Below are 25,170 nucleotides of genomic sequence, written 5' to 3'. Positions count from 1 at the left end.
CCTTCATAGAAAATATTCCCTCATATCGTGAGGGAATATAAATACACTTTACTTTCTAACAAGCTTCACTACATTTTCTACATGGGCTGTATGCGGGAACATATCAACTGGTTGTACATATTCCACTTCATAGCTCTTCATTAACGCTTGTACATCACGTGCTAATGAAGAAGGGTTACAAGATACGTAAACAACTTGTTTCGGCTTCACTTTTAAAATTGTTTCCAGTAATTTATCATCGCAACCTGTACGAGGTGGATCGACAACAATTACATCTGGACGCCATCCTTCTTTTACCCATTTCGGTAGCCATTGTTCAGCTTTACCTGCTTCATATTTCGTATTTGTAAATCCGTGGCGCTTCGCATTTTTTCTTGCGTCTGCAATTGCTTCTGGAATTACATCCATACCACGTACTTCCGCTGCATCATTTGCAAGCCAAAGTCCGATTGTACCAACACCACAATACGCATCTACAATTTTCTCATTGCCAGTTAAAGCAGCGGCTTTTTTCGCTTCATTGTATAAAACAACCGTTTGTTCTGGATTCAACTGGAAGAATGCACGTGCTGATAATTCAAATGATAAATCACCAAGTGTTTCTTGAATTACTTCTTTTCCAGCTAATTTAAATGTTTTATCACCGAAAATAACAGATGTTTTACGCCAGTTTACATTTTGCATAATTGATTTAACAGCTGGCATCTGTTTTTGTACTTCTGCAATAAATTGTTCTTTATTTGGCAACTCTTCTTTTGTTGTAATAAGTGTAACTTGTACTTCCCCTGTTTGAACTGCAGTACGTGTCACAATTGTACGTACTAAACCTTTTTGTTTTTTCTCATTGTAAATAGAAACATTTAATTTTTCTAAAATACGTCTTACAACTTTTGTCGCTTCATTCGTTGCTTTATGTTGAATCATACAATGAGCAATATCAATTAACTGATGTGAATTTTGTTTATACAGTCCTGTAATAACCTTTTCGTCTTTACGCCCCACTTGTAGTTGACTCTTATTACGATAATGCCATGGATTTTCCATGCCAAGCGTCGGACGAATTTTCTCTTCCAAACCGTTGTTCATATACTTCTGGAATGCTTGTACAACGATATCACGCTTTTGATTTAATTGTTCTTTATAGTCTAAATGTTGCAATTGGCAACCGCCACACTCTTCATATACCGGACATGGTGCTTTCACACGATGTGGTGAAGCTTTACGAACTTTTTTCACTTTCGCTTCAGCGAAGCCACGCTGAATTTTCGTTGTTTCTGCAACAACTTCTTCTCCTGGTAATGCCCCTGGAATGAAAACAACTTGTCTCTTAAAATAACCAACGCCTTCTCCGTTAATCCCAAGACGTTTAATTGTCACAGGGAACGTTTGACCAACTTCCAACTTACTCTCATGTTGCTTTTGTATCATTATTACACCTCTACTCTATACTTTTCCATAAATATAACGCTGCATAACTGCAGTATGGTTCACACTCTTGTTTCACTTTTTCTAAAAATGCATCATCAGGCTTATCATCTAATTGAAATACACCTTGTACTGCACGCTGAATCCCAATGTCCGCTTTCGGAAACATGTTTTTCCGTCCAAGCCCAAACATTAAAAAATTTTGCACTGTCCATGTACCAATCCCCCTAATTGGTAACAGTTGTGCTGAAATCTCTTCTTCCGCCTTGGTTTCTATACTCGCTAAATTTAATGTACCGCTGGCAATACTTCGACCTAATCCTACTATATATTCAGCCTTTCGCTGACTAAACTTCTGCTCTCTCAATTCCTCTATTGAAATATTTGCTACTATTTCTGGAGTGGGGAAAAAGAATACACCGTTCTTTTCTGTTCCATATCGTTTCACAAACTGTTCTGTTAACACAGTAGCAAATTTCAAATTTATTTGTTGATGAATGATACAGCGAAGAAGACAAGCAAAATAATCAAATTCTAAAATAATTGGAGTATAAGCATATGTTTCAAATAGTGGACGTAATGATGTGTTTAAAAAATGATTTTGTATATCTTGAAACGGTTCATTCCAATGAAAAATGGCCCTCATTCGTTTCATAACTTTCTCTGGATCTCCTGTCTGACTAGAAATCCAAAACTGTGGATTTTGAACAGTACCAATCCCTTGCAGGCGAACAACAATCTGTTCCTCGTCTATACAAAGCGGGACATAAATAACTTTCTCATCTAATTGAATGACGTTAAGAGGATCAAAAGATAAACGTTTTAATACTTCTTCAAAATGATACGGATACTCTAACGTAACATGTTCGCTCCACATACGTTTCCCCATCCTTTTTACACATCATTATAGCATGAGAAAACCGCAAGCATACATGCTTACGGTTGATTGCTTTTTACTAAGTCATCTAGACTTTTAAAATGATACCCTTTCTCGCGCAAATCATCAATGATTTTCGCAAGTGCTTCTGCATTATCTTTTGATATTGCATGAAGTAATAAAATAGATCCTGGATGAATCATCGTCATAACATTATTATGAGCATATTGCCACCCTCTTTGCTCATCCACTTTCCAATCCAAAAATGCAAGTGACCAAAATACATTATAGTAGCCCATTTCTTTCGTAAGAGCTAACGTTCTTTCACTAAATACGCCGCGCGGAGGACGTACATATTTCACTTCTTTTTGCCCGGTTACTTTTTTAATTTCTTCCGTTACACTCGTTAATTCTTGACGAAGTTTCTCATCATTTACCGCTGTGAAATCAGGATGGCTCCACGAATGGTTTCCAATAATGTGTCCTTCATTCTTCATTCTTAACAATAAATCTTTTTGTGTTTTAATATAATGCCCCGTTACAAAGAAAGTTGCTGGTACTTTTTTCTCTTTTAATACGTCTAAGATTTTTCCTGTGTATCCATTCTCATATCCATTATCAAATGTTAAATAAATATCCTTTTTCTTCGTATCCCCTAAATAAAAACCACCATTTTTTTGTAGCAAATCTGTATATAACTTTCCTGCATCTGGTACTGTTTCATTTTTAGGGCGCGGGATTCCCCAGTTATGTGGAGTATTTGTATAAGCTAGTGCCGAAACTGGAACAAGTGCCATCATAATTGAAAAAATGAGACCGATATATAACCATTTATGTTTCATAAATAGTCTCCTTTCCATATATAATCGTACTCGTAGTTTCTGTTGCTACGCATTCTTTCATGCTGAACATGTTTTTCTATATATACCAAAAAAATGCATCTCGAATCGTTCGAGATGCATTTTTGTTTACTTAAATACTGGCTCTTTAAAGCTAGCTAATTTTTCAAGTGATGTTTTATCAACATCTGCATGTAAGCTATTACCGTGAGAATCCATCGTTACAACTGCTTTAAATCCATCGATACGTAAATGCCACATTGCCTCTGGAATACCAAATTGTAAGAAATCAACATCTTTCACTTCTTTAATACATTCAGCATAATATTGCGCTGCACCACCGATTGCGTTTAAATATACACCACCGTGTTCTTCTAAAGCTGCTAATGTTTTCGCACCCATGCCGCCTTTTCCAATGACAGCTCTAATACCGAATTTCTTCATAATATCACCTTGGTACGGTTCTTCACGAATACTTGTCGTTGGACCTGCCGCTTTAATTTGCCAATTGTCATTTTCATCTTTCACAACAACTGGACCACAGTGGTAAATAATTTGTCCATTTAAATCTACTGGACAATCGTTATCCATTAAATGCTTATGAATTGCATCACGACCTGTATACATCATGCCATTAATTGTTACAACATCACCAACGCGAAGTTCACGAATTTGCTCTTCTGTAATTGGCGCTTGTAATACAATTTCACGCTGCTCCGTTTTTTCTTGTACTTCTTGCTCCAGTGTATCTTCACCTTCTTGATATAACCAATCCATAATTTCACCTGTTTCAGGATGGATTGTTACACCAAGGCGACGGTATGCCCAGCAATTATACGCCACAGATACGTAGAAACTAGCTGGCAGACGGTTATACACGCCAATTTTACAGCCAAGTAAAGTTGTTTCTCCGCCAAATCCCATCGTACCAATGCCAAGCTTATTCGCATTTTCTAATACATATTCTTCAAGTTGTTGTAATTCTGGGATTGGATTGACATCATCTAATGTACGGAATAATTGATTTTTTGCTAATTCGTAACCTGATGTGCGGTCTCCCCCGATACCAACACCAATTACACCTGCACTACATCCTTGACCTTGTGCTTGATATACCGCATGAAGAAGGCATTTACGAATCCCTTCTAAATCGCGGCCAGCTCGTCCAAGTCCTTCTAGTTCACACGGTAAGCTATACTGAATATTTTTATTCTCACAGCCACCCCCCTTTAGGATTAAACGTGCATCAATATAATCTTTTTCCCATTGTTCAAACTTAATAACCGGTGTACCTGGTCCTAAATTATTTCCACTATTGTCTCCAAAAAGAGAATCAACAGAATTTGGACGAAGTTTACCATCTTTTGTCGCCCGCTCAAGCGCATTATAGATAGCTTCCTTCAACTTTAATTGATTCACACCAACTGGTGTATAAATTTTAAACGTTGGCATCCCTGTATCTTGGCAAATTGGCGAGATGTTATCATCAGCCATTTTAATATTATTTGTAATTGTGCCAAGTGCCATCGCAGAACGAGTCCCTGCATTTTCTCGCTCTTTCGCTTGTTGAATCGCACGACGAACATCTTTCGGTAAGTTCGTTGACGTTTCAACAATTAGTTGATACATGCTTTCTTGAAGCTTTTCCATTGTTACTTCCCCCTCAATTGTGAACGCTACCAAAACGTTATGAGCTGAAATTTCCACTATTATGCTCTGCAGCTTTTTATTTGTTTCACGCTATTCAAGCATACATGAAATTTTTCACAACTTGATTATACCTCTTTTTCTATCGTCCTTCTATTATCCGCACAGAAAAAGGCTACCAAATTGGAATTGGCAGCCTTTTTAATATATTATTCGTCTTTTTTAAATTGCTCACATTTTAATTCTAATTCATCTAGCATTGCAAGAAGACGATCTACATCTTCTAATTCTACTTCTTCAGGTTCAATTGTATCAATTACTTCAATGAACATATTTAAACGTTCTTTTAAATATACTAATTGTGTATCTTTATCTTGAATTGCTTTTCCCATGAAGGCACTCTCCTTTTAATTCGAGTTGCTTTTATTATACCGCAAAAATGATTACAATGGGTATGTAATTTCATCAATTTTGTCACGGTTATTCACTATAATGTAAGCCCTCTCTCTTTTTCCTCTAAAAAGTTTCGCTTTATAAAAAGCACATATTCTTCTATTATAGAGGATGGACAAATTGTTATTTCAATAGTCAAAGGAGTATTTCATATGACGATATCACAAAAAATGAAGCCGATTACTCCTTCTTACGATCCATGGGAAGCGTATATGGACCTTGAAGAGTACGGCAAACTACTATTAACAAATGTTGAGTTTACAACGACGACGTTATGCAATATGCGCTGTGAGCATTGCGCTGTTGGTTACACGTTACAGCCGAAAGACCCGAATCCGCTTCCGATGGATCTTTTATTAAAACGATTAGATGAGATTCCTCATTTACGTTCTTTAAGTATTACTGGCGGAGAACCTATGCTTTCAAAAAAATCCGTCGACAACTATGTAACACCACTCTTAAAATACGCCCACGAACGAGGTGTTCGCACTCAAATCAACTCAAACTTAACTATAGATTTAGCACGTTACGAACAAATTATTCCCTATTTAGACGTATTGCATATATCTCATAACTGGGGAACAATTGACGACTTCGTTGAAGGCGGATTTGCAATGATGGAGCGTAAACCTACGTATGAACAGCGTGCAAAATTATTTGAACGTATGATCACAAATAGTAAAGCTCTATCAGATGCAGGTGTACTCGTATCAGCCGAAACGATGTTGAATAAACGAACTCTACCACACATTGAGCATATTCATCGTCAAATCGTTGATGAAATGGGATGTAAACGTCATGAGGTTCACCCAATGTATCCAAGTGACTTCGCGAGTAATCTAGAGATTTTAACAAAAGCTGAAATTCGTGATGCAATTGAGCATTTACTAGAAATTCGCGATGAAAATGTATGGATGTTATTTGGAACTTTACCTTTCTATGCTTGTAGCGATGACGAACGAGACATTGCCACATTTAAGAAATTACAAAAAAGCAAAAACGTAACAGTTCGTAATGATCCAGATGGCCGTTCTCGTTTAAATGTAAATATTTTTGATGGAAATATTATTGTAACGGACTTTGGTGATGTTCCACTTCTAGGTAACATTCAAACAAATACGTTACAAGAAGCGTATGAAAAATGGAGCGCTTCAAAAACAGCAAAATCATTAAGCTGTCACTGTCCAGCAGTAAAATGTCTTGGACCGAATGTTCTTGTAAAAAACAGCTACTATCCAACCGAAGATTTCTTATCAAAAACGGCAAACATTACATTATAAAAAAACGTCAGCTTATAAGCTGACGTTTTTTATCTTATTGCGAATGAGAAGAAGAAATGAATTTAAAATATAAATGATCATGAATTGGGATAGCGGCTCCAATTCCTTGAGAAGTAATATTTTTTACAACAAGCCTTTTTTGATTTCCTTTTAATACGAGGTATACTTCTCCAAATGTTACTTTTCCTTTTTCATTTACCGCTGGTGTATAAGCGTATAAATATCCAAGTTGACTCGGACTAATATTATACACTCTCTCATGTCCAGTACCATAACCAATAGTCGTTTTAAATGAAAGTGGCAATTGTACTTTTTCAAGTGCTTTGAGAAGCATCATTTTTTTCACATCTGCAGCATCTTTCATATCTGCTGTTAAATCACCTTCAACCGTCTTTTGTGTTTCTTGCTTATAGCGTAGTGGATATAGGCGATCTCCTCCGCGATTATCGTACACATTGCGATTTACTTGTTTATATTCCCAATTAACCGATGTATCAATCGATTCATAATGTAAAGCCCATTGCCCTAAATAAATCTTTGCTCGGTACCCTACCGCAAGCGGCGCATTCGAAATTGTTGTTTCATTAAACATTCGAATTAAGTCCGGATTTTCAATTTTAATATTTGCTGTTTTTAATAATTCTTGAGCAAACTTACTCGGCTGTAAACGCGGTAAATCTTGCGCATCATTTGGAAACGTATTGTCTTTAGAAATATTTAAAACAGATGAAGGCATTTTTGTTTCTACTGTTGTCTTTGCAAAGCCACTGTTAGGAAATAATAAAATAAACGAGACCATAGTTGAAAGACATATGCTGTATACTCGTTTCACCTGTCTGGCTCCTTCCTACATAAAGGTATATATACTACTTCGTTTATTGTTTTCTCTGAGCACAATTGTTATGCCTATTTTTCATAATAAATAAAAACCAATTCCCATAATGACATACGCAGCTAATAAAGTACCGCCTTCAAACCAGTTTGTATCTCCATCATTTGAAATCGCAATCGTTAAGAAAACAGCTGTAATCATAGAAACAAGTTCTGGTATTGTAAATACTAAAGGCATCCTTTGCGTGAAAAACATAGAAAGCAGTACTAATACAGGAGCAACAAACATGGCAATTTGTAATGTAGAACCTATCGCAATCTCAACTGCAATATTTACTTTATTTTTATACGCCATAATAATTGCAGATGCATGTTCTGCTGCATTTCCAACAATCGCAACGATAATAACACCTATAAACAATTCTGACCAACCAAATGATTTTGCAACTGTCTCAAATGTATGCACGAGCGCCTCTGACACATAAGCTACCGCAATTGTTGCTATCGCTAAAATGAGTAATGCTTTCCCTTTCGACCACTCTGGTTCTTCCTCATGAGCGACTTCATCACTTTTCTGCTGATATACACCACGGTGCGTAACTAACTTAAATAGCAATGCAGCAAGGTACATAATAATCATAATAATCGAGACACCTATACTTAACTGATACGTCTTTCCAGCGTCCATCTTCATTGAAAAAATCTCTGGAATAACAAATGCTACTACTACAGCAAAGATTAATAAAGCCGAATTATGCCTTGCATCATATACATTAAAACTTTGTCTCTTATATTTAAGCCCTCCCACAAAGAAGGATAGCCCTCCTACTAATAATAAATTTCCAAGTACAGAACCCGTTAAAGAAGCTAACACAACTTCAATTAATCCTGCCTGAAGGGCAAAAATTGAAATGATTAGTTCAACGGCATTACCGAAAGTAGCATTTAATAATCCACCTATTCTAGGACCAGATACAATTGCCAAACTTTCTGTCGCTCTCCCCATAAAACCCGCTAATGCGATAATCGTAATACAATACACAGCAAACATAATTGTTTGAGGCCAATGAAGTGTTTTCCCAAGTACAGACAGTGGTACACCTATAAGCGCCACTATAAGAAATATTTTATTAAACATGCTTTCCATCCTTCCATCGTATGTATTTCTCCTCGATATTATTATTATTCTTCTCCTAACTTGTCCGATTTCATCACAATTGCGTTTAAAAAATCGGATTGAAGAAAACAGTATGAAAGATATTTAAATTACCTTGTTGAAACAGACAGAATTATAAATTATGAAAAGGGGTTAAAATTATGCACTTAAAAGAAAAAATCGCAACTATTATTCAAGGTCAACGTACCGGTGTATTATCTACAGTACGAAATGAGAAACCTCATAGCGCCTTTATGATGTTTTTCCACGAAGATTTTGTACTGTATGTTGCAACAGATCGACAATCAAAAAAGATAACAGATATTAAAAACAATCCAAATGTACATGTACTACTTGGTCGTGAAGGAAAAAAATTAGATGAAGATTATATCGAAGTGGAAGGCTTAGCCTCCATCGAGGAAGACTCCACATTAAAAAACAAGTTTTGGAGTAATAGCTTAAAGCGTTGGTTACTCGGTCCTGAAGACCCTAATTATGTACTAATTAAAATCAACCCCGATACAATTTATTACATCGATGGTGCGGGTACGACGGAGCCCGAGTTTTTACGACTATAAAGTGAAACAAGCCCACCTTTAGGTGGGCTTGTTTTGTCGAAAAGTTCTTCTGAAAAAAACAATAAAATAGGTGGAACTTTCTAAAGATTCTGTTATATAATAGCAGTAACTTAAATAAACTGTATTAAAACAGATTGAGAGGAGAAATAAAATTGATGAAAAGAGAAGAACGTAAAAACATGATTGAGTTTATCGAAAAGAAAAAAGGGATTGAGCGTGACGAATTATTGTTTATGACAGATGATGAAGTAGAACATATTTATAATGTAACGTACTTTTTATATGAAGAAATTGCAGAGTAGTATAATAATCCCCACCTTATGAAAAATATAAGGTGGGGATTATTTCGTTATCTATCCAGCTCTTTGCGAGGCGGTAAAATCCCATTCACTTTATACGTGAGAATGATTTTCATGTATAATAATGTACGATTGGAGGAATTTTACTATGAGTTCATGGCTCTTATTCGCACTATTATCAGCAATTACTGCTGCCCTTGTATCTATTTTCGGTAAGATTGGTTTAGATGGAATCGATGCCAATGTTGCTACGACGGTTCGTTCTATTATTATGGCATTATTTATGGTAGGCGTTATTATTATACAAGGTAAATTTCAAAATATCGGCGACGTACTGCTAAATAAAAAAGCACTGCTCTTTATCACATTAAGTGGAGTTGCAGGTGCTTCGTCATGGCTATTTTATTTTCTTGCCCTTAAAACAGGAAAGGTTTCACAAGTAGCTCCTGTCGATAAATTAAGTGTCGTATTTTCTATTATTCTCGCTATGATTATACTCGGCGAAAAGTTAAACTTTATGACTGGTATTGGTGTTGTCTTTATTACAGCTGGTGTACTATTTATCGCTTTCAGCTAAAAAACCGCTACTCGCGGTTTTTCTTTTTCTTTATGTAAAACCATACGACACATGTAACAACTACTGAAATGGATAAAATCCATATTCCATAATGATGCAAACTATACTCAACGAAACGCCACTTCTCTCCTAACTTCCAGCCAAGTCCAATAAAAACACTTATCCAAATAAGTGCACCACCGTAAGCGTACAAACAAAAACGCCAAAGTGTTAAATTCGACATCCCAGCAAAATACGCTGTTAAATGACGTACTCCTGGGATAAAATAACCAACTATTAAAAGAAATGGGCCATATTTTTCAAATAAAATATGTGTTTTTTCAATGTGATGTTCTTTAATTCTAATTTTCGGTCCATATTTTTTTAAAACAGGGAGTCCAAGTTTTAAACCTAATATGTAGCTTAATGTAATGCCTAACATCGCACCAGCCATCCCACTTAAAAACGCAGCTGTGCCTGACATAACGCCTTTTGAAACGTTATAACCAACGAAGGTCAATAAAAACTCGTCTGGTATCGGTAATCCAACAATCCCGCCAGCTAAAGCTATAATAATTCCAAAATACCCATAATGTGCGATTAACTCGCCAATATGTTGTTCCATTCGGAAGACACATCCTATACACGATCGTTATTCCACATTGTGCCCTTTCTATCTTTCAGACAAACATGGTATACATATTCACTATACATTGTTTTTATAATGAACTCTACTTCTATCCATTCCTTTAGCAGGCAGAAATTGAACTATTAATCAGTGACCTCGCTCATTCTTAGTACACATCAATCACGTGCTAGACTCCCGCCTTCTTTCCTTATATCCATCTCCTCTTGAAGGACTAATCTTACTATCCACAAATACCATGATTAAAAAATAAAAATTCATATGCTTGTTTTTTTGTTACAATAAAGGAAAGTTACTTTTCGCAACGGTTTAACTCTCAGGAAAAATGATATACCTAGCAAAAACATAGTTTGGTCGATATAATGCAACTTCTACCTATTAAAAGAACATGCACCCTTTACATACAACATCATTTTTCTAAATTATACAGGGGGAACGAACATGACCATTGAAAATCAATTTATCCAAAAGGTTTACTATAAAACATTTTTAACAGAAAAAACTTCTACTCCAGTATCAGAAGTACTCGGTGAAGCATATATAAATGAATCTACAAATGAATTCTCCAACATTTCTAATATTCGCTTTGCTCAAGGTGAATTGTATTACCAAAATAAAGACTTTGAAGCAGCAATATTTAAATGGGAGAAAGTAAATAATGAGCTTGCACTTTGGGCAACCAAGAATATTGCAGATGCTTATTTTGAACTAGGATTCTTACCAAAGGCAGAAGAAATGTATCAATCTATCCAAACGGAAGATACAACTCTTACAATGGAAGTTTCCTTACAACTTCTTTCTCTTTATATCGAACAAGATCGTTTAGGTCTAGCATTTAAGACGATTAGTGAGGCTGTTGCATTTCAACCTGACTATCCAAATATTACTTCAATTGCTCGTTCATTCTATGAAAAACAAGAAGATTGGAATAACGCCATCGAACTTGCCGTTCAAGAAGGAATTCGAACAAAATCATTACACTGGTTCGATACTTTAATTAATTATGTGAATCAAGGATTTACGAAACAAATCAAACCAGAATATTTCTATGAATCTTTAAAAGCTTTATATGCAATTGATCAAGTCCAATTTAAGGAACTTGTTATTGCTCTTTGGAACAGCTATCAAAATGAAAAATCACATCTACCTTGGATTCAAACAATCAATCATTTATTCTTACATATTGAAACAGACAACAATGACGATTGGCATGAAATTGTTGAACGCTATCAAGATACGTACTTTGAATTAATTACTGGTGAACATTTCATGCATGAAATGCAAGGACTTGTACCTGACTTATTAACAAATTGGTTTAGTTTAACGAGAGCAAAAGACGCCCTATTCGTCTCTGCTGCAGTGTTAGCGTGGAATGAAGTTTCACCTACAACTTTAGAGTCATTACTCGTAAAAAGTGCGGGAGCCCTACTCTCTAATTCAACAGCTGAAACAAATGTGAATATGGAAACTGTTTCTCATTTATTCGAAACAATTGCTGTATGGGCTGAAAAAAATGATGTAGATTTAAGTCATCAATTTACGTTACTCGTTCATGAACTATGTGATTTAAATGTTACAAAATTACTAATTTCGGGAACTAGTGACTATGATAAATTATCATTCGTCAATTCAATATTAGGAGAGAACATCTTAACTGAAACTATAACAACTCCTATTCTATTTAAAGATGATAGCCAAACTGAAATAACAGAATTCACTGCGTTAGATGTGCACAATATACCGAACTTTGATGAATTCCATCAAATAATGGCTACACCTGAACAATCAGAACTTGAGAACAAATGTATAGAAATTAAATTACCAAGTAGATTTTTGAGAAAGAATAAATTTGCATTTCTTGTTACACCATCTGTTCGAGGACAAGTGGAAAAAAACAGCTCATATTTTGAATACTTACAAGCCGCAGATAGCCTTATTTACGTATTAAATTCTGCTTCATCATTACATGGTGAAGAACTTGATACATTACTTTATTTACGTGAACAAGTACCAAACTTACAAATTCATTTCGTATTACATACAAATAGTGCGGATACGAATGAAAAACTAATGAGTAAGATGAAAGTCCATTTCCCAAATGCGCAGTTCTTCCCATACTCTCCTTCACAAGAGGGGAGCCAACAACTTGGGGACGTGACAGAGTCTATTCTTTCTAATCTAGCAGAACGCGATATAGAACAAGAACGTATCGAAAAACTAATATGGTTTACTCAAAAGACAATCGCATACCTTGTAAATGAACGTGTGGAATTAGAAAATACATTAGTCAAATCAGTACGCTGGAATAAACATATCTCAGTAAAACTAAACGGATTTATTAACAATCTTACTGCTCTTGAAAAAGATAAAATTCGTTCTATTACAGAATCTTATCTTTTAACGAAAGAAGAAATCACAAGAGATATCCATTCTCAAATTCCTGAATTATTACAGAGCTGCTCTGACCTTGTTCAAGAAGATAGTGATTTCAAATTAGTTCATGAAGAATTAAATACTGCGATGAACGAACGAATTCAAAAACATGTACAGCAAGTGCTTCTCCCTAAATTTACTGGGTTTATTCAAGAGTGGATTGAAACAGCACATAATGAATTTATTCAAGCTCAATCTTATTTAGATGAAATGAGTGAAACGTTTAATAAATTATATAAAGAAGAACGAATGAAACTTCCTTGCGATTTCAAATTACTAGATGATTGGCATCGAGATGTTGTACGCATGACCAATAGAATTACAGTATCGAATATCAATATTTTATTACGTTTTACACCGACACAATTTTTCTTAAAGAGTGCAGGAAAACTATTTGGTAACATGCAAAAAAATCAATCTATGCTTGCAAACAAATATAAACAATATATTGAAACGGAAGACTATACGGAAATTGCTCAAACGATTTCAAAACAATTCTTCCTTCAATTTGAAGTATTTGAAGGCGCATTAGAACGAGATATCATGATGTTCTTTAAAGATCCACTTAGCATACTGAAACAAAATGTAGAAGCCGCTCAACTTGAAATACAGGAAGACGAGCAAACATTAGCAACGTTAAGAAGCAACCCAGAAACTTATCACGATCCGTTAGCATTCTTTAAACTGCAACTATTGCAACACAAATTCGTTTTAAGTACGCACAAAAACAATGAAGACGTCTATGAATTTAATGAGTCTCCTACGATTTAACATAAAGTGAAACTTTAATCAGTGGGGGGTCTTCATCCCCCACCTAACTTCCTTGCTTTCGCTGAATTTTGAGGTGGGGGTCTTACTGCCCATTAAAGCGGGATAAAAAACCAAGCAAACTGAAATTTGCTTGGTTTTTTACTTTAATTCATTATTTTCATATGTTCAAATGGATAATAAATTGCCGCTAATTCTCCTAATACATCAGCTTTATCAATGAGTCCTAAACCATTTCTACTATCTCTGCTTATTAAGCGATTATCTCCCATAACAAAAATCTTGTTTTTAGGAACTGTAATTGGTCCAAAGTCCTCCGTTAAATTCATAAGTTTTTTTTCAGCTTGTTTTTTATTACTATACAAATACGCTTCCTCTATCACTTCATGATTCACATATAATTGATCATTTCTCACCTCAATAACATCGCCAGGCAAACCAATAACCCTTTTCACATAAAAATTATCTGTCTTTACAACAATAATATCTTCTCTCCCATAACTTTCAAATTTCTTTGCCAACTTATTCACAATCACCTTATCCCCATCTTGTAACGTTGGCTTCATAGACGCCCCTTTTACAGTCGTAGGAAAAAATACGAAAATTTTCGCCAAAAACACGAGCAAACAAGCAATTGCAATTGTTCCAAAGAATTCACGCAACCGTTTTTTCTTTTGCATCATTCCACCATCTCATCATGTTTTTACTTTTATTATAAAGACTTCAACTACTTAATTTCTATAAAATTCTGAATTTTAAAATTAGAATATTAAAAACTTTAAAATAACATCCTCATAAAATCCTTATTTTTATATACCATATTTTATATGTACCTCACTATTTATAGACAGTAAAATTTGGCTGAAGCAAAATAGTAAAAAAGATACTCTCCAAATAGTCTATCTACTATTTGGAGAGTATCCTTTTATATTCCCACATATACAATACACATTTGAGCCGCTACATATGTAAACCAAATCCAAAGTGGTTCATACTTTAATTTGCGCCCTCCAATATCTGTCACGCCAATAATAAAATCAGAAATCACAAATAGTAAACCACCAAAAGCTGGTATCCACCATATTCCTGTATTCTCATAGTATAAGGCGAATGCAAAGCAAGCCATTCCTCCAACCCACAATCCGTAAATTAGCGCTCCTATCGTAAACAATTTATCTTGTTTCTCATTTCGAATAAAAAAGAACCATCCTATAATGAGAAAGAGTCCGTATGCGAGTAAACCAATCCAAAAACCATTCCATGAAATGCCTGTTTGCAAAAATGCTTTTACATAAAAACAATGCGCAAGCGCGAAAGTAATCATCCCTCCAATTAGCCTGTGACCAATTGGAATTAAACCTGCCATAAATAAATCCCCTACAGTTGATAACGTCATACCTAGTGCAACCCACGTACTATAATCTACTGATGGATCTTGTAACCATATCCAAATTGCACTTGCTGTTAAAGAAAAACTAAGAATAAGACGCACCGCTAAAGGTAACGGCATATTATTTCTTTTCTTTTTTGTCTGTCCTATTGCATAAATTACACCAATTAAAAAAAGAATGATTTGTGCAATTAACACCATGTAAAGTAGATTCATAATATGTTCTCCCCAATAAAATGCTTTTTGTATCTTTTTTCGTTACACCTAGTCTATTATCCTTTTTCTACATAAAAAAAGAAGAACAGTACTGTTCTTCTTTTTTAATCGTTTTCCTGTTATTTATGCTACTTGTTTTTCTTGCTCCATTTTCTGCTTAGCTGGCGTACGATTCACCACGATAATTCCCGCGGCTACACATGCTAAACCAAATAATACAAATGAATGAATTGCTTCTCCTAAAATCATGCTCGATAATAACACACCAAATACGGGTATGAAGAACATGTACATTGATACTTTTCCAACCTTGTTGTACTTCATAATTGTATTCCAAATGCAAAATCCTGCTGCGGATAAGAAAGATAAGTAAATCAGCATAAGTATTGCATGTACACTGAATGTAAATGGCATGACTCCAACTTGCAAAGCCCCTATACATAATAGCCCGATAGAACCAAAAATCATTTGGTATGCTGTCATATAGCCAACATCTAATGTTTTACTACCTTCTTTCGCCAATATATTCCCATACGAGTACAACATTGCTGCAATCAGAAGTAATAAACTACCAATTCCGAAATGGAATGACAAACTACCATCACTCGGTACATTTACTAAAATGACACCACAGAAGCCGATAGAAACTCCAATTACTTTTCTCACATTAAGAGCATCATCTTTATATAAAAAATGTGCGAGTAAAATTTGAAAGAATGATGAGGTTCCTGAAATGATAGCTCCTTCAATACCAGAACTATAGCTCATTCCAATATAAAAGCATATATATTGAAGAAATGTTTGAAATAAACCAATTTGTACTAACTGCTTCCCCGTTCCTTTTTTGAAATTCATATCTTTTCCTAACGCTTTAAAGAAGAATAAAAGCATAACCCCAGATAAGAAGAAACGATAACCAGCAAATAATATTTGCTCCCCAACTTCTTGTGGCTGAATTCCAAGTTCAGCATAACTTAATTTAATAAAAGGGAATGCGCTCCCCCATAAAAAAGTCGCTACTATTGCAGCAATAAACACGCCAATCGGATGGGTAAAAAATTTCTCTGTCTTCACTTGTTGTCTTCCTTTCCGATCTTTTTACGAACAATATTCATATATACCAAAGGAACTGTGAAAACACAAGTTTTCAGTTTATACGCAAACAAAAACATATCATCTAACGAAAACATATGCTATACTATAGAATAATTACAACATAATAACTGTTAAAAACAGATTCAACAGAAATGCTGCTATCCATTATGGATGGCAGCTTTCGTCGTTTTATAGGGGTTTCGATTTTGATTATTTTTCTCAATAAGAATTTGGAAGGAGCGAGTAGTAATGAACTCAGAAGTAAAAACATTACAAGTACAAAAGTCTATTTCTCATCCCTCTTTATGGGATACATTAAAGAAACATTATGAACTTATATTTGCAATCGCATCTGGTATTTTCATTTTAGCTGGTTGGTTATTCACAAAGAACGATGTAATGAATGTAGGCATTACTTGCTATATCCTTGCTTATATAGTTGGTGGATATGCAAAAGCAAAAGAAGGTATTGAAGATACAATTGAGGAGAAAGAGCTAAATGTCGAAATGCTTATGCTCTTTGCTGCTATCGGTGCTGCAATTATTGGCTACTGGGCAGAAGGCGCGATTTTAATCTTTATTTTCGCACTAAGCGGTGCAATGGAATCTTATACATTAAGTAAAAGCCAAAAAGAAATTTCAGCGCTTCTTGATCTACAACCTGAAGAAGCATTACGTATTTCAAATGGAACCGAGGAACGTGTTCCTGTTGGACGATTACAAATTAACGACATTATTTTAATTAAGCCAGGTGAGCGCGTTCCTGCTGACGGTACGATTCATAGCGGTGAAACAAATATCGATGAGGCAGCGATTACTGGTGAACCTATTCCAAATGAAAAAAAACATGGTGATGAAGTATTTGCTGGTACTGTAAACTTACGCGGTGCTATCGAAGTTAAAATTACGAAGCCGAGCGATCAAACATTATTCCAAAAGATTATCCGTCTCGTTCAAAGTGCACAAAGTGAAAAATCACCATCACAACTATTCATCGAAAAGTTTGAAGGAACATATGTAAAAGGTGTACTACTCGTTGTTGCGCTTATGATGTTCGTCCCTCATTTCTTACTAGATTGGAGCTGGAATGAAACGTTTTATCGCGCTATGATCTTACTTGTAGTCGCATCTCCTTGTGCACTCGTTGCTGCCATTACACCAGCAACGTTATCTGCTATTTCTAACGGAGCAAGAAATGGAATTCTCTTTAAAGGTGGCATACATTTAGAACGCCTCGCTTCAGTAAAAGCAATTGCTTTTGATAAAACAGGGACATTAACAGAAGGAAAACCTACCGTAACAGATGTATATGTTCGAGAAAATATGACAGAAAAAGAAGTACTTTCAATTACAGCAGCAATTGAAAGTCACTCTACACATCCTTTAGCTGAATCTATTGTGAAGTATGCACAACATGCGTATGACATTACATTAAAAAAACCAGAAAACGTTGAAGATGTAACTGGTTTTGGGCTAAAAGGAACATTCGAAAACAAAGCTTATAAAATAGGTAAAGCTGATTTTATCGGTGAAGAAACAAAGACATTTCATAATGGTATTTCTGCTTCCCTTGAAAAAGAAGGTAAAACTGTCGTTTATATTAGTGACGAGGATGGCATCCTTGGGCTTATCGCTTTAAAAGATACACTTCGCCAAGAAACGATAGCTGCTATTCGCGAATTACAAAGCATCGGTGTCGAAGCAATTATGATTACTGGTGATAATGAAGAAACAGCAAAAGCAATTGCCTCTGAAAGTAATATAAAGGAATATTACGCATCATGCTTACCAGAAACAAAAGTGGAAACGATTAAAAAGCTAAAAGAAAAATACGGGACAGTAGCAATGGTCGGAGATGGTATAAATGATGCCCCTGCACTCGCTACTGCTAGCATTGGTGTAGCGATGGGAGAAGGAACAGACGTAGCTTTAGAAACGGCAGACGTTGTACTTATGAAGAACGAGTTATCTCGACTTTCACAAGCAATTCGTTTATCAAAACGAATGAACCGTATTGTAAAGCAAAACGTAATCTTTTCACTAGCTGTAATTGCAATGCTGATTTGTTCAAACTTCATGCAATTTTTAGCTCTTCCATTCGGTGTTATCGGGCATGAGGGAAGTACGATTCTTGTTATTTTAAATGGCTTACGATTATTAAAAGGAAACAATTAAAACGGGTCCCTCATAAAGGACCCGTTTTTTCTAATGGTAGCTATTATGCCCGTTTGCACTACCACTCGTTTTATGCTTTGGATGCGAACTACTCTTTTGTTTATTGTTATTTTTATTGTTGTGATTCTTTTTATTATTACTCATGAAATATCCCCCCTGTTCCCTATTATTATGGAACAAGAGCTCACTTTTCATTACGGGAATTATTGTCACCCGTCCTATAATGATGGAGTAAACCATTAATTTCACCGCCAAGTAAAATTACCCATCCAGTTAAGTAAAACCATAACATTAAAATAATAATACCACCGAGACCACCATATGTATTGGCGTAATTCGCAAACTTATCTACATAATAAGCAAATGAGTACGATACCACAATCCATCCTACAGTAGCAAATGTTGCTCCTGAAATGACTTCTCTTCTTTTTAATTTTCGATCTGGTGCAAATGTATATAAAAAACTAAACAATGCAAATAACACGAAGAAACTCGCTACTAAACGCGTAATACTCCACACGTAAGAAAAACTATCCGATAAACCAATTGCTTTAAATACAGCTGCCCCAATGACTTGTCCAAACACTGGAACAATTAGTGCAAACACAATCATAAAAATAATCGCTAATGTAAATACAATTGATAACGCCCTCGTTTTAATAAAAGAACGTGTTTCTGTTACATCATACGCACGGTTAAAAGCATTCATCACCGCATTTACACCATTTGAAGCAAACCATAGCATTGATAATAAACCAAATGATAATAAACCACCATTTTGCTCATTTACAACTTTATCCACGTTTACTTCAATCAAAGACATTGCATCTTCAGGTACGTACGGTTCTAATAAGTTGAGCACACTTTCTGTTTGAAGGTCAATAAATCCAAGAAGCGTAATTAAGAAAACAAGCCCAGGAAAAATCGCAAGCAAGAAGAAATAAGCGAGCTGTGCTGCCAAGCCCGCTACATCATCGCGCATCGTTCGGTCATATAAATCTTTACCAAACGAATAAGTACGATTTCTTCTCACCTTTTCTAAAATTTTTCTCATATATGGTTAAACGCTTTTCTTCTCTTCTTTATCTTGCTTCAACTCAATGTACGCTTCAGTTTTTTTTTCCTCTACATTGGAGTCTTTCATAAATAGTTCACGCGCTTCTTTCATACCGCCATCTTCAGCAACTACCGGCTCTTCTTCTGCTTTCAGTTCATCTACTTTTGGAGAAACAGCTTGAATTTCAATCGTTTCTGGCTTCTCTGCTGGCTCAACCTTTTTCTTACTAAAAATTTCTTTCGTTTCTTTTAACGTCTCTACAACAGACGGCGTCAATTTTTTAATTTCTGCTACTTTTGCTTTCACTACATTTAAATCAGCAAGTTCGCGTCCTTTATCTGTAACAGTTTGCACTTTTTCTTTGATTTTTGCATTTTCACCAATTTCAATCATCTTTGTTTTTGCTTTTTCTGCAGTATTTTTTACTTTTTCACGGTTTTCTTTCTTCAACATAGATACAGCTACACCTGCAGCTACACCAATCGCAATGTTTCGAGCAATATTATTTTTCTTTGCCATATTCCTTCACCCTTTCATTTCTTATGTTAGAAAGTATTTCTTTCTAAGCTTCCTCATATTCCTTGTTCTTTTCGAATGAAAGCTAATAGCTTTGCACACCCTTCTGTTACAAGGTCATATACTTCTTGGAAATTCCCTGTATAGTAAGGGTCGGGAACGTCTGTCCAGCCACCGTCTGGAACAAAATCGGACAGCCTACCAATATAGCCTCCAGTTTTACCTAAACTTTTTAAATCTGCTATATTCTTGTTGTCCATGGCAATAATATAATCAAACTTTGTTAAGTCTTCTTTTTCTACTTGCCTTGCTTTAATTCCTTCAAAAGTGACTGCATTTTCTTTTAAAATTTTTTGTGTTCCTTTATGTGGCGGATGGCCAACATGCCAATCTCCAGTTCCTGCAGAATCAATGACAATTTTCTCTTCGAGTCCCTCTTTTACGACAAGATCTCGAAAAATCGCTTCTGCCATCGGAGAACGGCAAATGTTCCCAAGACAAACAAACAATACTTGAACCATATTTTTGTTTCTTCCTTTCTTGGTGCATTTCTTTATATATACTTATAGTATAAACAACCAATTAGTGAATATAAAGGAAATCCCTACTAATTTAATAGGATTGAAAAGATTCATTAACGAAAATGATAAAAAATGTTAAGATAGCCTTATGTTATTTTAAAGGGGGACACTTCGGTGGATTTATCCGTAAAGTCAGAAGAAAACGTTGAATATATGGTTGAAGCTATTAAAGAAAAATTACGTATGGTTAATGCTGGAGCGATGAGAGCTGCTAGCTTTAATGAAGAAATGTACGAAGACTTACGTGACATTTATGAGCATGTTATGAAACGTGAAACATTCAGCATTAGTGAAATGCAAGCTATTACAGAAGAATTAGGTACATTAATTAAAAAGTAAAGGAGCCTCGTTTATGAGGCTCTTTTTTACTTCCAACAAATTCATGACAACTCTTCTCTTTCCCTCAATCAACTGTAAAATATTGTACAATAGAAGTAGAACCTCACCTTAGATTTTTTCTCCATACATACTACTCACAAATAATAGCAACACTACCATTGCTAACTGTTTTTACTGGAGGTGCTTACTTATGAGCAATTGGTACAGTAAGACGAAAGATCAAACATTAATCGACCTAGAAACAAACGAACAACACGGTTTAACAGAAGAAATTGTAAATGGACGTTTAAAGCAATACGGTTCTAATGAATTAGCTACAAAACAAAAACGCACTTTATGGCAGCGTATTTTCGCCCAAATTAATGACGTCCTCGTATATGTCCTTATTATTGCTGCCCTTATTTCAGCCTTTGTAGGTGAATGGGCTGATGCAAGTATTATTGCGCTCGTTGTAGTTTTAAATGCTGTTATCGGTGTCGTCCAAGAATCGAAAGCAGAACAAGCTTTAGAGGCATTGAAAAAGATGGCGACACCTAAAGCTATCGTCAAGCGAGATGGTGAACTAAAAGAAATTCCATCTGAGCACGTCGTTCCAGGTGATATCGTTATGCTCGACGCCGGACGATATATCCCATGCGATTTACGCCTGATCGAAACCGCAAATTTAAAAGTTGAAGAATCTGCTCTAACTGGTGAATCTGTCCCTGTTGATAAAGATGCAATCTACCACCCTTCCATGCAAAGTGATGAACAAGTACCACTCGGTGATCAAAAGAATATGGCCTTTATGTCTACTCTTGTTACATATGGACGAGGCGTTGGTGTTGCTGTTGAAACTGGAATGAACTCACAAATTGGTAAGATTGCTACCTTGTTACATGAAGCAGACGATGATATGACACCACTTCAAAAAAGCTTAGCACAAGTCGGAAAGTATTTAGGCTTTGTTGCTGTAGCTATTTGTATCGTGATGTTTCTCATCGGCTTTTTACAAGGACGAGATACACTAGAAATGTTTATGACTGCAATTAGTTTAGCCGTTGCAGCTATTCCAGAAGGTTTGCCAGCTATCGTTTCCATCGTTCTTGCAATTGGTGTGCAGCGTATGATTAAACAAAATGTTATCATTCGGAAACTACCAGCTGTTGAAGCTCTCGGTTCTGTCACAATTATTTGTTCAGATAAAACAGGTACGTTAACACAAAATAAAATGACCGTTACTCACTTTTATAGTGATAACACATACGATCAATTAGAAAATTTAAACGTAAATAATGATGTGCAACGTCTATTGTTAGAAAATATGGTGCTATGTAATGATGCATCTTACAATAATGACTCACAAACGGGAGACCCGACTGAAATTGCTCTTCTCGTTGCCGGGAGCACCTTTAATATGCAAAAAGATCATTTAGAAAAAATACATGAACGTGTAAATGAGCTACCTTTTGATTCAGATCGTAAAATGATGTCAACCGTGCATACATATGATGAAAGCTACTATAGCATGACGAAAGGTGCTATCGATAAACTCTTACCTCGATGTACCCACATATTTAAAAACGGTAAAATCGAGGTTCTAACAGATGCTGATAAAGATCAAATATTAGAAGCCGCTGGGTCAATGTCTCAAGAAGCTTTAAGAGTACTTTCATTCGCATTTAAACAATACAATTCAAACGATGTGGATATAGATCATCTCGAAGAAAATCTCATCTTTATTGGTCTTGTCGGTATGATTGATCCACCGCGAACTGAAGTAAAAGATTCAATTACAGAATGTAAAAAAGCCGGTATTCGCACAGTTATGATTACTGGTGACCATAAAGATACCGCCTTTGCAATTGCTAAAGAACTTGGCATCGCTGAAGAAATATCTGAAATTATGATTGGAACTGAATTAGACAACATTTCAGATACAGAACTAGCAAACAAAATTGATCGCTTACATGTATTCGCTAGAGTCTCTCCAGAACATAAAGTAAAGATCGTAAAAGCATTACGTGCAAAAGGCAATATCGTTTCTATGACTGGTGATGGCGTCAATGACGCTCCATCTTTAAAACAAGCAGATGTTGGCGTAGCGATGGGCATTACAGGAACAGATGTTGCAAAAGGGGCAGCGGATGTCGTATTAACAGATGATAATTTCTCATCTATCGTGAAAGCTGTTGAGGAAGGTAGAAACATTTATCGTAACATAAAAAAATCAATTCTCTTCCTACTCTCTTGTAACTTCGGAGAAATTATCACTTTATTTTTAGCCATTTTACTCGGCTGGGCAACACCACTACGACCTATTCACATTTTGTGGGTGAATTTAATTACAGATACGCTGCCTGCATTATCACTTGGGGTTGATCCTGAAGATCCTGATGTGATGAAGGAAAAACCACGACATGCGAAAGAAAGCTTATTTAGTGGTAGCGTTCCTTTCCTTATTTTCAATGGGGTTGTCATTGGCCTTTTGACGCTAATAGCCTTTATCGCCGGAGCAAAGTTCTATACTGGAGATACACATCTATTCCCTCTTTTCCCAGAGCAAATTGATGAGGATGCTCTATTACACGCTCAAACGATGGCATTTGTCGTTCTTAGTTTTTCTCAGCTCGTTCATTCATTTAACTTGCGTTCAAGAACGAAATCGATCTTTTCAATTGGGATTTTTACAAATAAATATTTAGTCTTCTCCCTTCTTATCGGTGTTCTTATGCAAGTTTGTATCATCTCCATCCCGCCCCTTGCAAATATATTCGGTGTGCATGCATTAACGATGCGAGATTGGGGATTTGTTCTCTTATTAAGTATCATTCCGCTTGTTGTGAATGAAATCATTAAATTAGTGAAGAAAAACTAAAAGGCAATGAGGACTATTCCTCATTGCCTTTTCGTTTACCCCACTGATTAAAGTTTCACTTTATCCTTGTAATTCTTTTTTAATGTTCTCTGTTAATGTAGCCATACGTTTGCGGCTTTCTTCACGCTCACGTTTATTTTGTTCTTCAATTTGTTGTGTTTCTTGCATACCTCTTGAAATAATGTTCCAAGTTTCCTCAAGTGTTTCCATCTTAATACTAGAAGAACCTGATAACCTCGCTACTTCCACACTTTGCGTCGCGATATTTTGTGCATTTTTCTTAAGTAATTCATTTGTACGGCGATCCAGTTCAGCCATAGAATCTGCAACAAGCTTTTGACGCTTCGCATTTACCGCTTGAATGATACCATTTTTAAAGATAGGAATCGTTGTAATAAATGCTGTATTGATTTTACCAATTAATTTATTATTACCACGTTGAATCATACGAATTTGTGGTGCTGTAAGTAACGCAACCATACGTGCTTTTTCTAAATCATCAATACGCTGTTCTAAAATTTCAACAGAGTTTTTAAGCGACTCTAATTCAATACCTGCTAATTGATCATTATTACGTACACGCTCTTCATACATCGGAACTAACTCTGTATTTAAACGCTCTAATAACATTTCTCCTGCTACTACGTATTTTTCTAAGTCTAAATAATATTTTAAGTTTTGCTCATATAAACCATCTAACGTACCAATTGATTTTTTCATTTCATCTTGATACTTTGTAATTTCCACATACACTTTATCAATTTCACGGCCCATCGTTTGATATTTGCTAAAGATTTGTTCAATCATTTTATCCGCTTTTTTGAACATACGTGAGAAGAAACCGCTTTTCTCTTCCGCAAAGTCTTTGCTATCGAATCGGTCCATAATTTTACCAAGCTGTTTTAATAATTCACCAGAATCTTCTATCTTTGATAATGACATTGTATGTAAAATTTGATCAGCAAAACGTGAAATTTCCATAGAAGGTTCTTTTCCAAGTTCAATTAATTCTAATTGATCTTTAATATCTACCGCATTATAAATACGTTGTACATCCGCATCTTGTCTAAGTTGCAAGCGAACATCTTGTGCTGTTTGCTCATTTAATTCTGTTTTCGAATCTAGTACGACTGGGTTATTCATATGGTATTCTCCC

The 25,170-nt window shown here is 35.5% G+C and carries 23 protein-coding genes; 8 read left to right on the top strand and 15 right to left on the bottom strand.

All coding sequences use genetic code 11. The features are described from left to right. Positions 1–48 precede the first annotated feature (48 nt). The 5 genes from rlmD to ACTFR9_RS21240 all read right to left on the bottom strand — a co-directional run bounded on the left by rlmD (position 49) and on the right by ACTFR9_RS21240 (position 5,180). A complete protein-coding gene (gene rlmD / locus ACTFR9_RS21260; RefSeq protein WP_000615223.1) occupies positions 49–1,428 on the bottom strand; it encodes a 23S rRNA (uracil(1939)-C(5))-methyltransferase RlmD in 1,380 nt (459 codons plus the stop codon). 10 nt (positions 1,429–1,438) lie between these two features. Then, positions 1,439–2,302: a DNA-3-methyladenine glycosylase family protein gene (locus ACTFR9_RS21255; protein WP_000269439.1), complete on the bottom strand. Its 864-nt coding sequence runs from the start codon at positions 2,300–2,302 to the stop codon at positions 1,439–1,441. A 59-nt stretch (positions 2,303–2,361) separates the two neighbouring features. Continuing rightward, positions 2,362–3,144, bottom strand: coding sequence for a delta-lactam-biosynthetic de-N-acetylase (pdaA, locus tag ACTFR9_RS21250; protein ID WP_000681213.1), 783 nt, complete (start codon positions 3,142–3,144; stop codon positions 2,362–2,364). 126 nt (positions 3,145–3,270) lie between these two features. Next, positions 3,271–4,791, bottom strand: coding sequence for a class I fumarate hydratase (gene fumA / locus ACTFR9_RS21245; RefSeq protein WP_000413517.1), 1,521 nt, complete (start codon positions 4,789–4,791; stop codon positions 3,271–3,273). A gap of 206 nt (positions 4,792–4,997) precedes the next feature. Further along, entirely contained in the window at positions 4,998–5,180 is a 183-nt protein-coding gene (locus ACTFR9_RS21240) for an SE1561 family protein (RefSeq protein WP_000513558.1), read from the bottom strand. Between the two features lie 213 nt (positions 5,181–5,393). Between ACTFR9_RS21240 and yfkAB the strand changes: the two genes are divergently transcribed. Continuing rightward, positions 5,394–6,521: a radical SAM/CxCxxxxC motif protein YfkAB gene (gene yfkAB / locus ACTFR9_RS21235; RefSeq protein ID WP_000156010.1), complete on the top strand. Its 1,128-nt coding sequence runs from the start codon at positions 5,394–5,396 to the stop codon at positions 6,519–6,521. 34 nt (positions 6,522–6,555) lie between these two features. Here the strand turns inward: yfkAB and ACTFR9_RS21230 are convergent, their stop codons facing one another. Together ACTFR9_RS21230 and cax are read right to left on the bottom strand one after the other, a co-directional pair. After that, positions 6,556–7,353 (bottom strand): YfkD famly protein, encoded by a 798-nt coding sequence (locus ACTFR9_RS21230; protein WP_001992424.1) that lies wholly within the window; start codon positions 7,351–7,353, stop codon positions 6,556–6,558. 81 nt (positions 7,354–7,434) lie between these two features. Further along, the gene (cax, locus tag ACTFR9_RS21225; RefSeq protein WP_000482147.1) at positions 7,435–8,490 is read right to left on the bottom strand and encodes a calcium/proton exchanger; all 1,056 of its coding nucleotides are present in this window, start codon (positions 8,488–8,490) and stop codon (positions 7,435–7,437) included. Between the two features lie 179 nt (positions 8,491–8,669). Here cax and ACTFR9_RS21220 point away from each other — a divergent pair, with 179 nt between their 5' ends. From ACTFR9_RS21220 to ACTFR9_RS21210, 3 genes are all read left to right on the top strand, one after another. Next, the gene (locus tag ACTFR9_RS21220) at positions 8,670–9,086 is read left to right on the top strand and encodes a pyridoxamine 5'-phosphate oxidase family protein (protein WP_000550222.1); all 417 of its coding nucleotides are present in this window, start codon (positions 8,670–8,672) and stop codon (positions 9,084–9,086) included. A 155-nt stretch (positions 9,087–9,241) separates the two neighbouring features. Beyond that, positions 9,242–9,388: a BH0509 family protein gene (locus ACTFR9_RS21215; RefSeq protein WP_000817786.1), complete on the top strand. Its 147-nt coding sequence runs from the start codon at positions 9,242–9,244 to the stop codon at positions 9,386–9,388. A gap of 145 nt (positions 9,389–9,533) precedes the next feature. After that, entirely contained in the window at positions 9,534–9,962 is a 429-nt protein-coding gene (locus ACTFR9_RS21210; RefSeq protein ID WP_000100309.1) for an EamA family transporter, read from the top strand. A gap of 7 nt (positions 9,963–9,969) precedes the next feature. Here the strand turns inward: ACTFR9_RS21210 and ACTFR9_RS21205 are convergent, their stop codons facing one another. Then, positions 9,970–10,566 carry a DedA family protein gene (locus tag ACTFR9_RS21205; protein ID WP_000434856.1) on the bottom strand — a complete coding sequence of 199 codons (597 nt, stop codon included), beginning with the start codon at positions 10,564–10,566 and terminating at the stop codon, positions 9,970–9,972. Between the two features lie 462 nt (positions 10,567–11,028). On the opposite strand from ACTFR9_RS21205, the gene ACTFR9_RS21200 reads away from it, so the two are divergent. Continuing rightward, positions 11,029–13,791, top strand: coding sequence for a tetratricopeptide repeat protein (locus ACTFR9_RS21200; RefSeq protein ID WP_048557770.1), 2,763 nt, complete (start codon positions 11,029–11,031; stop codon positions 13,789–13,791). Between the two features lie 143 nt (positions 13,792–13,934). Here the strand turns inward: ACTFR9_RS21200 and lepB are convergent, their stop codons facing one another. The 3 genes from lepB to ACTFR9_RS21185 all read right to left on the bottom strand — a co-directional run bounded on the left by lepB (position 13,935) and on the right by ACTFR9_RS21185 (position 16,468). Further along, positions 13,935–14,471 carry a signal peptidase I gene (lepB, locus tag ACTFR9_RS21195; protein ID WP_000983293.1) on the bottom strand — a complete coding sequence of 179 codons (537 nt, stop codon included), beginning with the start codon at positions 14,469–14,471 and terminating at the stop codon, positions 13,935–13,937. A gap of 242 nt (positions 14,472–14,713) precedes the next feature. Next, the gene (locus ACTFR9_RS21190; protein WP_001051050.1) at positions 14,714–15,394 is read right to left on the bottom strand and encodes a lysoplasmalogenase; all 681 of its coding nucleotides are present in this window, start codon (positions 15,392–15,394) and stop codon (positions 14,714–14,716) included. A 123-nt stretch (positions 15,395–15,517) separates the two neighbouring features. Beyond that, complete coding sequence (locus tag ACTFR9_RS21185; RefSeq protein ID WP_000845687.1) at positions 15,518–16,468, bottom strand: DMT family transporter; 951 nt, start codon at positions 16,466–16,468, stop codon at positions 15,518–15,520. Between the two features lie 270 nt (positions 16,469–16,738). Between ACTFR9_RS21185 and ACTFR9_RS21180 the strand changes: the two genes are divergently transcribed. Next, entirely contained in the window at positions 16,739–18,664 is a 1,926-nt protein-coding gene (locus ACTFR9_RS21180; protein ID WP_048557769.1) for a heavy metal translocating P-type ATPase, read from the top strand. 184 nt (positions 18,665–18,848) lie between these two features. Here ACTFR9_RS21180 and ACTFR9_RS21175 read toward each other — a convergent pair whose 3' ends face one another. Genes ACTFR9_RS21175 through ACTFR9_RS21165 form a run of 3 tightly spaced genes read right to left on the bottom strand, consistent with a single transcriptional unit; the run spans position 18,849 to position 20,758 of the window. Further along, entirely contained in the window at positions 18,849–19,718 is an 870-nt protein-coding gene (locus ACTFR9_RS21175) for a YihY/virulence factor BrkB family protein (protein WP_001226530.1), read from the bottom strand. A gap of 6 nt (positions 19,719–19,724) precedes the next feature. Further along, on the bottom strand, positions 19,725–20,240 hold the full coding sequence (locus tag ACTFR9_RS21170; RefSeq protein ID WP_001085393.1) for a DUF4075 domain-containing protein: 516 nt from the start codon (positions 20,238–20,240) through the stop codon (positions 19,725–19,727). A 53-nt stretch (positions 20,241–20,293) separates the two neighbouring features. Further along, positions 20,294–20,758 (bottom strand): low molecular weight protein-tyrosine-phosphatase, encoded by a 465-nt coding sequence (locus tag ACTFR9_RS21165; protein ID WP_000250909.1) that lies wholly within the window; start codon positions 20,756–20,758, stop codon positions 20,294–20,296. Positions 20,759–20,932: 174 nt separating this feature from the next. Here ACTFR9_RS21165 and ACTFR9_RS21160 point away from each other — a divergent pair, with 174 nt between their 5' ends. Continuing rightward, the gene (locus tag ACTFR9_RS21160) at positions 20,933–21,157 is read left to right on the top strand and encodes a DUF1128 domain-containing protein (RefSeq protein WP_000366197.1); all 225 of its coding nucleotides are present in this window, start codon (positions 20,933–20,935) and stop codon (positions 21,155–21,157) included. A 190-nt stretch (positions 21,158–21,347) separates the two neighbouring features. Next, positions 21,348–24,014 (top strand): cation-translocating P-type ATPase, encoded by a 2,667-nt coding sequence (locus tag ACTFR9_RS21155; RefSeq protein WP_000073719.1) that lies wholly within the window; start codon positions 21,348–21,350, stop codon positions 24,012–24,014. A gap of 60 nt (positions 24,015–24,074) precedes the next feature. On the opposite strand, the gene ACTFR9_RS21150 is transcribed toward ACTFR9_RS21155, so the two are convergent. After that, the gene (locus ACTFR9_RS21150) at positions 24,075–25,157 is read right to left on the bottom strand and encodes a toxic anion resistance protein (protein WP_001064413.1); all 1,083 of its coding nucleotides are present in this window, start codon (positions 25,155–25,157) and stop codon (positions 24,075–24,077) included. Positions 25,158–25,170 lie beyond the last annotated feature (13 nt).

This window comes from Bacillus cereus group sp. MYBK222-1 (genome assembly GCF_051916425.1).
Classification (GTDB): domain Bacteria; phylum Bacillota; class Bacilli; order Bacillales; family Bacillaceae_G; genus Bacillus_A; species Bacillus_A paranthracis.
This window is presented reverse-complemented; position numbering and strand designations above follow the sequence as displayed.

Coding starts and splice junctions, on each gene's coding strand:
- ACTFR9_RS21210 (WP_000100309.1), top strand. CDS start 9,534: ATGAGTTCATGGCTCTTATTCGCACTATTATCAGCAATTACTGCTGCC.
- ACTFR9_RS21150 (WP_001064413.1), bottom strand. CDS start 25,157: ATGAATAACCCAGTCGTACTAGATTCGAAAACAGAATTAAATGAGCAA.
- ACTFR9_RS21200 (WP_048557770.1), top strand. CDS start 11,029: ATGACCATTGAAAATCAATTTATCCAAAAGGTTTACTATAAAACATTT.
- pdaA (WP_000681213.1), bottom strand. CDS start 3,144: ATGAAACATAAATGGTTATATATCGGTCTCATTTTTTCAATTATGATG.
- ACTFR9_RS21240 (WP_000513558.1), bottom strand. CDS start 5,180: ATGGGAAAAGCAATTCAAGATAAAGATACACAATTAGTATATTTAAAA.
- ACTFR9_RS21165 (WP_000250909.1), bottom strand. CDS start 20,758: ATGGTTCAAGTATTGTTTGTTTGTCTTGGGAACATTTGCCGTTCTCCG.
- lepB (WP_000983293.1), bottom strand. CDS start 14,471: ATGATGCAAAAGAAAAAACGGTTGCGTGAATTCTTTGGAACAATTGCA.
- ACTFR9_RS21205 (WP_000434856.1), bottom strand. CDS start 10,566: ATGGAACAACATATTGGCGAGTTAATCGCACATTATGGGTATTTTGGA.
- ACTFR9_RS21175 (WP_001226530.1), bottom strand. CDS start 19,718: ATGAGAAAAATTTTAGAAAAGGTGAGAAGAAATCGTACTTATTCGTTT.
- ACTFR9_RS21180 (WP_048557769.1), top strand. CDS start 16,739: ATGAACTCAGAAGTAAAAACATTACAAGTACAAAAGTCTATTTCTCAT.
- ACTFR9_RS21190 (WP_001051050.1), bottom strand. CDS start 15,394: ATGAATCTACTTTACATGGTGTTAATTGCACAAATCATTCTTTTTTTA.
- ACTFR9_RS21220 (WP_000550222.1), top strand. CDS start 8,670: ATGCACTTAAAAGAAAAAATCGCAACTATTATTCAAGGTCAACGTACC.
- yfkAB (WP_000156010.1), top strand. CDS start 5,394: ATGACGATATCACAAAAAATGAAGCCGATTACTCCTTCTTACGATCCA.
- ACTFR9_RS21155 (WP_000073719.1), top strand. CDS start 21,348: ATGAGCAATTGGTACAGTAAGACGAAAGATCAAACATTAATCGACCTA.
- ACTFR9_RS21170 (WP_001085393.1), bottom strand. CDS start 20,240: ATGGCAAAGAAAAATAATATTGCTCGAAACATTGCGATTGGTGTAGCT.
- ACTFR9_RS21255 (WP_000269439.1), bottom strand. CDS start 2,302: ATGTGGAGCGAACATGTTACGTTAGAGTATCCGTATCATTTTGAAGAA.
- rlmD (WP_000615223.1), bottom strand. CDS start 1,428: ATGATACAAAAGCAACATGAGAGTAAGTTGGAAGTTGGTCAAACGTTC.
- ACTFR9_RS21215 (WP_000817786.1), top strand. CDS start 9,242: ATGAAAAGAGAAGAACGTAAAAACATGATTGAGTTTATCGAAAAGAAA.
- cax (WP_000482147.1), bottom strand. CDS start 8,490: ATGTTTAATAAAATATTTCTTATAGTGGCGCTTATAGGTGTACCACTG.
- fumA (WP_000413517.1), bottom strand. CDS start 4,791: ATGGAAAAGCTTCAAGAAAGCATGTATCAACTAATTGTTGAAACGTCA.